At 69.3% G+C, this 7310-nt stretch carries 9 protein-coding genes; 6 read left to right on the forward strand and 3 right to left on the reverse strand.

The genetic code is table 11. The features are described 5' to 3' along the window. On the reverse strand, window positions 1-265 hold a 265-nt coding region (locus AC2W7C_RS11290; protein WP_486001533.1), incomplete at its 3' end, for a cation:proton antiporter domain-containing protein. 131 nt (window positions 266-396) lie between these two features. Beyond that, on the reverse strand, window positions 397-945 hold the full coding sequence (locus AC2W7C_RS11295) for a DUF2061 domain-containing protein (RefSeq protein WP_486001526.1): 549 nt from the start codon (window positions 943-945) through the stop codon (window positions 397-399). A 137-nt stretch (window positions 946-1082) separates the two neighbouring features. On the opposite strand from AC2W7C_RS11295, the gene guaB reads away from it, so the two are divergent. The 6 genes from guaB to guaA all read left to right on the forward strand — a co-directional run bounded on the left by guaB (window position 1083) and on the right by guaA (window position 6567). Continuing rightward, the gene (guaB, locus tag AC2W7C_RS11300; protein ID WP_486001527.1) at window positions 1083-2543 is read left to right on the forward strand and encodes an IMP dehydrogenase; all 1461 of its coding nucleotides are present in this window, start codon (window positions 1083-1085) and stop codon (window positions 2541-2543) included. A 17-nt stretch (window positions 2544-2560) separates the two neighbouring features. Then, entirely contained in the window at window positions 2561-2959 is a 399-nt protein-coding gene (locus tag AC2W7C_RS11305; RefSeq protein ID WP_486001528.1) for an MAPEG family protein, read from the forward strand. A gap of 227 nt (window positions 2960-3186) precedes the next feature. Continuing rightward, window positions 3187-3723, forward strand: a complete 537-nt coding sequence (locus AC2W7C_RS11310; protein WP_486001529.1) for a hypothetical protein — start codon at window positions 3187-3189, stop codon at window positions 3721-3723. Next, window positions 3720-4268, forward strand: coding sequence for an RsmB/NOP family class I SAM-dependent RNA methyltransferase (locus tag AC2W7C_RS11315; protein WP_486001530.1), 549 nt, complete (start codon window positions 3720-3722; stop codon window positions 4266-4268). Before AC2W7C_RS11310 ends, AC2W7C_RS11315 begins: the two co-directional genes overlap by 4 nt. Then, entirely contained in the window at window positions 4265-4993 is a 729-nt protein-coding gene (locus tag AC2W7C_RS11320) for a 5'-methylthioadenosine/S-adenosylhomocysteine nucleosidase (protein WP_486001531.1), read from the forward strand. The genes AC2W7C_RS11315 and AC2W7C_RS11320 overlap by 4 nt, the downstream gene beginning before the upstream one ends. A gap of 2 nt (window positions 4994-4995) precedes the next feature. Continuing rightward, a complete protein-coding gene (gene guaA / locus AC2W7C_RS11325; protein ID WP_486001534.1) occupies window positions 4996-6567 on the forward strand; it encodes a glutamine-hydrolyzing GMP synthase in 1572 nt (523 codons plus the stop codon). Between the two features lie 151 nt (window positions 6568-6718). Here guaA and AC2W7C_RS11330 read toward each other — a convergent pair. Beyond that, a partial coding sequence (locus tag AC2W7C_RS11330) for an MFS transporter (protein WP_486001532.1) occupies window positions 6719-7310 on the reverse strand: 592 nt, incomplete at its 5' end.

Here is a 7310-nt window from a genome sequence, read left to right on the forward strand (position 1 = left end):
CGACGATGGCGCCCAGCGCCACCGCCGCCGGCCAAGGCAGGGCGGGGACCAGCGCCTTGGCCGTGAAGGCGACGGCCGTCACCGTCACCCCGACGGCGACCAAGCTCAGGAAGGCGATGGGCGCGGCGTTGCGCTTCAGGTCGCGTGGCGAGCTGTCGAAGGCGGCGTCCAGCAGCACGGGGGCGACGAACAGGGCCAGGACCAGGGCGGGATCCAGCGTGATCTGGGGCGCGAACGGCAGGAAGGCGCGCCGGCGGCCGGCCAGGCCACGAAGGCGGGAAGGGCGCCTTCAGCCGCTGGGCGAGCAGCGACAGCAGAACCGCCGCCGCCATCACGATCAGGATCGTCTCGAAGCCGTGCATCTCGCCGCGACGCTAGCGCATCGCGGACGCGGCGTCAGGCCTGGGCCAGTTCGGCGGCGCGCTTGGCCCGGCGCGCCTCGATCGCCGTCCAGATCCGGTCGTGGACGGTGAAGAACACCGTCTGCACCAGCGGCTCGATCAGACCGATGGCCAGGGCCGTGCGGATGTTCTGCGTCAGTGCGAAGGCGACCATCACGGCGACCGTGAAATGCATCAGGCCGTAAGTGACCGTCTTGAGCGCGATCTGTTTGAACGAGCGGGGCAGGGCGTGGCTGTGGCCGGGATGGGCGCCATGGCCGTGGGCGCGGGTCTGCTCCTCGGGCGTCATGACCCCCAGGCGGGCGGTGAAGGCCTCGGACGCCTCTTCCACCCCCGACAGCATGCGGCGACGCTCGATGCGGTGCCAGATCCGGTCGTGGATCGAATAGGCGATGGTCTGGAAGAAGGGCTCGACCAGGCCGACGGCCAGGGCCAGGCGCCAGTCGCGGGTGATCGCCCAGGCGACCAGAATCGCCACGACCAGGTGCATGACCCCGTAGCTCGCGATCTTGAGCGCGAGTCGGCGGGCGGTGCTGATCAACATGCGAACCATTCGCACCACATTGGGGCTACCGCCCCGCTGCGCAAGGCAATTTTGCTTATCGTCATCATAGCACGCGCCGGGCCTTGCGGTTCCTGGCCTTCCGCGGCTATACGCGGCCCGCAAAACGGAGACTCCTCATGGAGATACGCGAAGGGCTCACCTTCGACGATGTTTTGCTGGAACCCGGCCCGTCCGAGATCATGCCCGCCGACGCGGACGTCTCGACGAAGCTCACCCGCGACATCAAGCTGAACATCCCCGTGACCTCGTCCGCGATGGACACGGTCACCGAAAGCCGGCTGGCGATCGCCATGGCCCAGGCCGGCGGCCTGGGGGTGCTTCACCGCAACCTGTCGGTCGAGGAACAGGCCGAGCAGGTGCGCGAGGTGAAGCGCTACGAAAGCGGCATGGTCATCAACCCGGTGACCATCAACCCGGAGACCACGCTGGGCGAGGTCCGCGCGATCGTGGCCCGCAAGAAGATCTCGGGCTTTCCGGTGGTCGATCCGAAGTCGGGCGAGCTGGTCGGCATCCTGACCAACCGCGACATGCGGTTCGACACCGACCCCAACCGCAAGGCCGCCGAGCTGATGACCACGGGCGATCTGGTCACGGTCCGCGAGGGCGCGGGCCGGGAGGAGGCGCAGAACCTTCTGCGCACCCGCAAGATCGAACGCGTCATCGTCGTCGACGACGCCTATCGCGCCGTCGGCCTGATCACGATGAAGGACATCGAGAAGGCCCACGCCTTCCCGAACGCCGCCAAGGACGAGCAGGGTCGCCTGCTGGTCGGCGCCGCCTCGACCGTCGGCGACGCCGGCTTCGAGCGCTCGATGGCGCTGGCGGAGGCCGGCGTGGACGTGGTGGTGATCGATACGGCTCACGGCCATTCGATCCAGGTTTCGCGCGCCGTCGAGCGGGTGAAGCGGGAATCGAACCGCCTGCAGGTCATCGCCGGCAATGTGGCGACCTATGAGGCCGCGCGCGCCCTGATCGATGCGGGCGCCGACGCGGTGAAGGTCGGCATCGGCCCGGGCTCGATCTGCACCACCCGCATCGTCGCGGGCGTGGGCGTGCCCCAGCTGACCGCCATCATGGAAGCCGTTCGGGCGGCCAAGGAAAGCGGCGCGCCGATCATCGCCGACGGCGGCATCAAGTATTCGGGCGACATGGCCAAGGCCATCGCGGCCGGCGCCTCGGTGGCCATGATGGGCTCGATGTTCGCCGGCACCGACGAAAGCCCCGGCGAGGTCTTCCTGTACCAGGGCCGGTCCTACAAGTCGTACCGCGGCATGGGCTCGGTCGGCGCCATGGGGGCCGGATCGGCCGACCGCTACTTCCAGAAGGAAGTCGAGGACACGCGCAAGCTGGTCCCCGAGGGCATCGAGGGCCAGACGCCGTACAAGGGGCCGATCGCCCCGGTGCTGCACCAGATGGTCGGCGGCCTGCGGGCGGCCATGGGCTATGTCGGGGCGGCGACCATCGCGGACTTCCAGCAGAAGGCGCGGTTCGTCCGCATCACCGGCGCGGGCCTGCGTGAGAGCCACGTCCACGACGTGATGATCACCCGGGAGGCGCCGAACTATCGGCAGGGCTGAGCAGGGGAGCGCAAGCCATGGATATGACGCCTGAATTCATCCTCCTGGCTTTCACCCTGATCCTGGCCGTCGTGCAGATCGGCGCGGCGGCCGTCTTCCGCACCGCCGAGCTAGGGCCCAAGTGGAACGCCGGGCCGCGGGACGAGCAGACCCCGCCGCCCGGCAAGTTGGCCGGCCGCCTGATGCGGGCCCAGGCCAATCTGTTCGAAACCCTGCCGCTGTTCATCGGCGCCGTCCTGATGGCCAGCATCGAGGGCCGGTTCGGGGCGCTGACCTTCTGGGGAACGCACCTCTATTTCTTCGCGCGGCTGATCTACGTGCCGCTCTACGCCTTCGGCGTTCCCTATCTGCGCACCCTGGTCTGGCTGGTCGGCCTGGCCGGGCTGCTGATGGTGATCGCCGCCCTGTTCGTCTGAAAGACCTGAGTTGACCCCAGCCGCCCGTCTCGCCGCCGCCGCCTCCGTCCTGGACTCCATCGCCCAGGGGCGTCAGCCGGCCGAGGCCGTCCTGAAAGCCTGGGGCCAGCAGAACCGCTACGCCGGCTCCAAGGACCGGCGCGCCATAGCCGACCGGGTCTACAAGGTGCTGCGCGCCGCGGCGCCTGTCCTGGGCCATGGGCGGACGCGAGGACGGGCGGGCTTTGGTGATCGGCTCGCTGAGCCTGATCGACGGCCTGACGCTGGAGGAGATCGAGGCCTTGCATTCGGGCGACGGCTATGGCCCGCGCCCGCTGTCGAAACAGGAACGCTCGCGCCTGACGGCGGGAGAGGGCGAACTGCCCGGCTGGGTGGCCTCGGGCCTGCCGGAGTTCGTGGTCGAGGACTTCAAGGCGACCTTCGGCGACCGCTGGAGCGAGGAAGCGCGCGAACTGATGGCGCCGCGCGCGCCGATCGACCTCAGGGTCAACGGCCTAGCCGCCGAGGTCGAGGCCGTGGCCGGCGAACTGCGCGAAGCCGAGCTGTCGCCCGAGCCGACGCCCTTCTCGGCCTGGGGCCTGCGCCTGCCGTCCGAGCCGCCGCCCAACGTCCAGGCGCTGGAGGCCTTCAAGGCGGGCCGGGTCGAGATTCAGGACGAAGGCAGCCAGATCGTGGCGTGGCTGGCGGGCGCGGTCCCGGGCATCACGGTGGTCGACTATTGCGCGGGCGGCGGCGGCAAGACCCTGGCTTTGGCCAGGCGATGAACGCGCAAGGCCGGCTGGTCGCCTGCGACGTGGTCCAGAAGCGGCTGGACAACATCCGCCCGCGCCTGGCGCGCGCCGGCGTCGACGCCGACCTGCGCCTGCTGGGGCAGAACGGCGGCGGCGCGGAAGACCTGAACGGCCAGGCCGACCTGGTCTTCGTCGACGCGCCCTGCAGCGGTTCGGGGACCTGGCGGCGACGGCCCGAGGACGCCTGGCGGCTGACGGCCGAGGAGGTCGAGCGGCTGCACGCCCTGCAAGTCCGCATCCTGTCGCAAGCCTCTCAGCTGGTGAAGCCGGGAGGGCGGCTGGTCTATGTCACCTGTTCGATGCTGAGCCGCGAGAACGAAGCCTCGGTCGAGGCCTTCGAGACGGCGCATCCGGCGTTCGCCCCGGGTTCCATCGCGTCGTCCCTGTCCGACACGGAACTGAAGGCCGAGGGGGCGGCGGCGCTGGCCGAGAAGGCCGACGGACATCGCCTAAGGCTGTCGCCGGCGTCGACCGACACCGACGGTTTCTTCGTCGCGATCTACGAGCGCGCTTCGTGAGCGGCGCCTGGCGCCTGGAACGATACGGCGGCGTATCGGTCCTCTGCGTCATGGCGGCCCCGGCGGAGTACGGCGCCTGTCTGCAGGCCCGCATCCAGCCCCTGATGACAGGCATCGGTCCGGTCGAGGGCGCGGTCGCCCTGACCGCCGCCCTGGCGCGGCTGGAGACCCAGGGAGACCTGCCCGACCTGGTCCTGTCGCTGGGCTCGTGCGGTTCGCCGGTGCTGGAGCATGCGGCGGTCTATCAGGCGGCGTCGGTCGGCTATCGCGACATGGACGCCAGCGCGCTGGGGTTCGAGAAGGGCCGGACGCCCCTCTTGGACCTGCCGGCCGTCCTGCCGCTGCCGTGCCCGATCCCCGGCGTGCCGACCGCGACCCTGTCCACCGGCGGGAACGTGGTCTCGGGCGCGGCCTATGCGGCCATCGACGCCGAGATGGTGGACATGGAGACCTTCGCCCTGCTGCGGGCCTGCCAGACCTTCGGCGTTCCTCTGATCGCCTTGCGCGGGGTGTCGGACGGACGGGCGGAGCTGAAGGGGCTGGAGGACTGGACCTCCACCCTGCACCAGGTCGACGCGGCCCTGGCCGACGCCCTGGACCGGCTGATCGCCGTGCTGGAGGCCGACGGTCTCGCCGCCCTTGAAATCGCCGTCCTTGATCTTGAGGTCTCGGGCGGCCAAGACCCCGCCCATTCCAAGCCCTCCCCGGAATCGCTCACGCCATGATCATGCCCCCCGAACACCTCGGCGACGTCCACCAGAAGGTCCTGATCGTCGACTTCGGCAGCCAGGTGACCCAGCTGATCGCGCGCCGCCTGCGCGAGGCGGGCGTCTATTGCGAGATCCATCCGTTCAGCAAGGTCGAGGCCATGGTCGACGCGTTCGATCCGCAAGCCATCATCCTGTCGGGCGGCCCCGCCAGCGTGCTGGAGGCGGACAGCCCCCGCATCGGCAGGAAGCTGTTCGACCTGGGCCGGCCGATGCTGGCCGTCTGCTACGGCCAGCAGCTGCTGTGCGACGTGCTGGGCGGCAAGGTGGAGGGCGGACACGACGGCGAGTTCGGCCGCGCCGAGATCACGCTGCAGGGCGACAGCCCGCTGTTCGCCGGCATCGGCGGGGCGGGCCACGAGGAGACGGTGTGGATGAGCCACGGCGACCGCGTCGTCGCCATTCCCGAGGGCTTCAAGGTGATCGCCACCTCGGTCGGCGCGCCGTTCGCCGCCATCGCCGATGAGGCCCGCAGGATCTACGCGGTGCAGTTCCACCCCGAGGTCCATCACACCCCGCGCGGGGCCGAGATCTACCGCAACTTCCTGTTCGGCGTCGCCGGGCTGAAGGGCGACTGGACCATGGCCGCCTACCGCGACGAGAAGATCGCCCAAATCCGTGAGCAGGTCGGCAAGGCCAAGGTGATCTGCGGCCTGTCGGGCGGGGTGGATTCCTCGGTCGCCGCGGTGCTGATCCACGAGGCGATCGGCGACCAGCTGACCTGCGTGTTCGTGGACACCGGCCTGCTGCGCAAGGACGAGGCCAAACAGGTCACGACCCTGTTCCGGGATCACTACAATATCCCGCTAGTGCACGTTGATGCGTCTAAGGAATTTCTGGGCGAGCTGGCTGGCGTCTCGGACCCGGAGACCAAGCGCAAGACCATCGGCCGGGTGTTCATCGAGATCTTCGACCGCGAGGCTGCCAAGATCGACGGCGCCGAGTTCCTGGCCCAGGGCACCCTCTATCCCGACGTGATCGAGAGCGTCTCGGCCTCGGGCGGCCCGTCGGCCGTGATCAAAAGCCACCACAACGTCGGCGGTCTGCCGGACTACATGAAGCTGAAGCTGGTCGAACCCCTGCGCGAACTGTTCAAGGACGAGGTCCGGGCCCTGGGCCGCGAGCTGGGCCTGACCGACGCCTTCGTCGGCCGCCATCCGTTCCCGGGGCCGGGCCTGGCCATTCGCATTCCCGGCGAGATCACGCCGGACGCGGTCGCGACGCTTCAGGACGCCGACGCGATCTATCTGGAGGAGATCCGCAAGGCCGGCCTCTACGACGACATCTGGCAGGCGTTCGCCGTGCTTCTGCCGGTCAAGACGGTGGGCGTGATGGGCGACGCCCGGACCTACGAGAAGGTGCTGGCGCTCCGCGCCGTGACCTCGACCGACGGCATGACGGCGGACTTCTTCCCGTTCCCCTGGGACGTCCTGGGCCGGACCGCCACCCGCATCATCAACGAGGTCAGGGGCGTGAATCGGGTGGTCTACGACGTGACGTCGAAGCCTCCCGGAACGATCGAGTGGGAGTGAGGGGCGGCGACTCGGGCCACGCCTTCATGTTTCAGTTCGCAGAGGCGTTCACCGGCGAGGTGAACAGTCTCTCTCAGCCGGGGAATAGGCCTGCTTCCCGGCCGAGGGGGAATGTTCGCTCCTGGCGCGCAGGAGTTGCCGGGCAACGATCTTAGCCTGGCCGCGCGCGGTTCTCGGGCGCAGCGTAATCCTCTTCGTCTCTTTGCCTGAGGCGCGCGTGCGTCGGATCGAACGTCGCGTTCCAGAGCGCCAGGAGCGTTAGGGCGAGCGCGCACATCGCGGCGAAGTAGAGACTGTATTTCGGGTCATCGAAGGCGTCGCCCAGCAGGCCCATGGCCAAGGGGGCGAGCACCGCGCTGACGCAGGTGAAGAACAGCAGCAGGCCGGCGATCTGGCCGTGGCGGCTCTTGTCGAAGCAGCTGATGCCCTTGGAGTTGATCGTCGGATAGAGGACCGACATGAACAGACCCGAGGCGGGGAGGGCCAGGGCGGCGGCGCCGCGGTCGCCCAGGACCGCGATCGCGAAACAGGCGAACATGCCGGCGCTGCAGATCGCCAGCACCGCCTGCCAGGGGAGGCGGGAGAGCAGCGCGGCGCCCACGAACCGGCCGGCGGCGCGCAGGACGAAGAAGATCGACACGGCGTAGACTGCGAACCAGACCCAGTCGCCCTCGTAGCCCGCGAGATAGGTGGGCGCCCAGACATAGACCGCGGCCTCGGCGGCCACATATAGCATCAGCGCC

This window comes from Brevundimonas sp. CURTG3B2_SDJG (assembly GCF_057364705.1).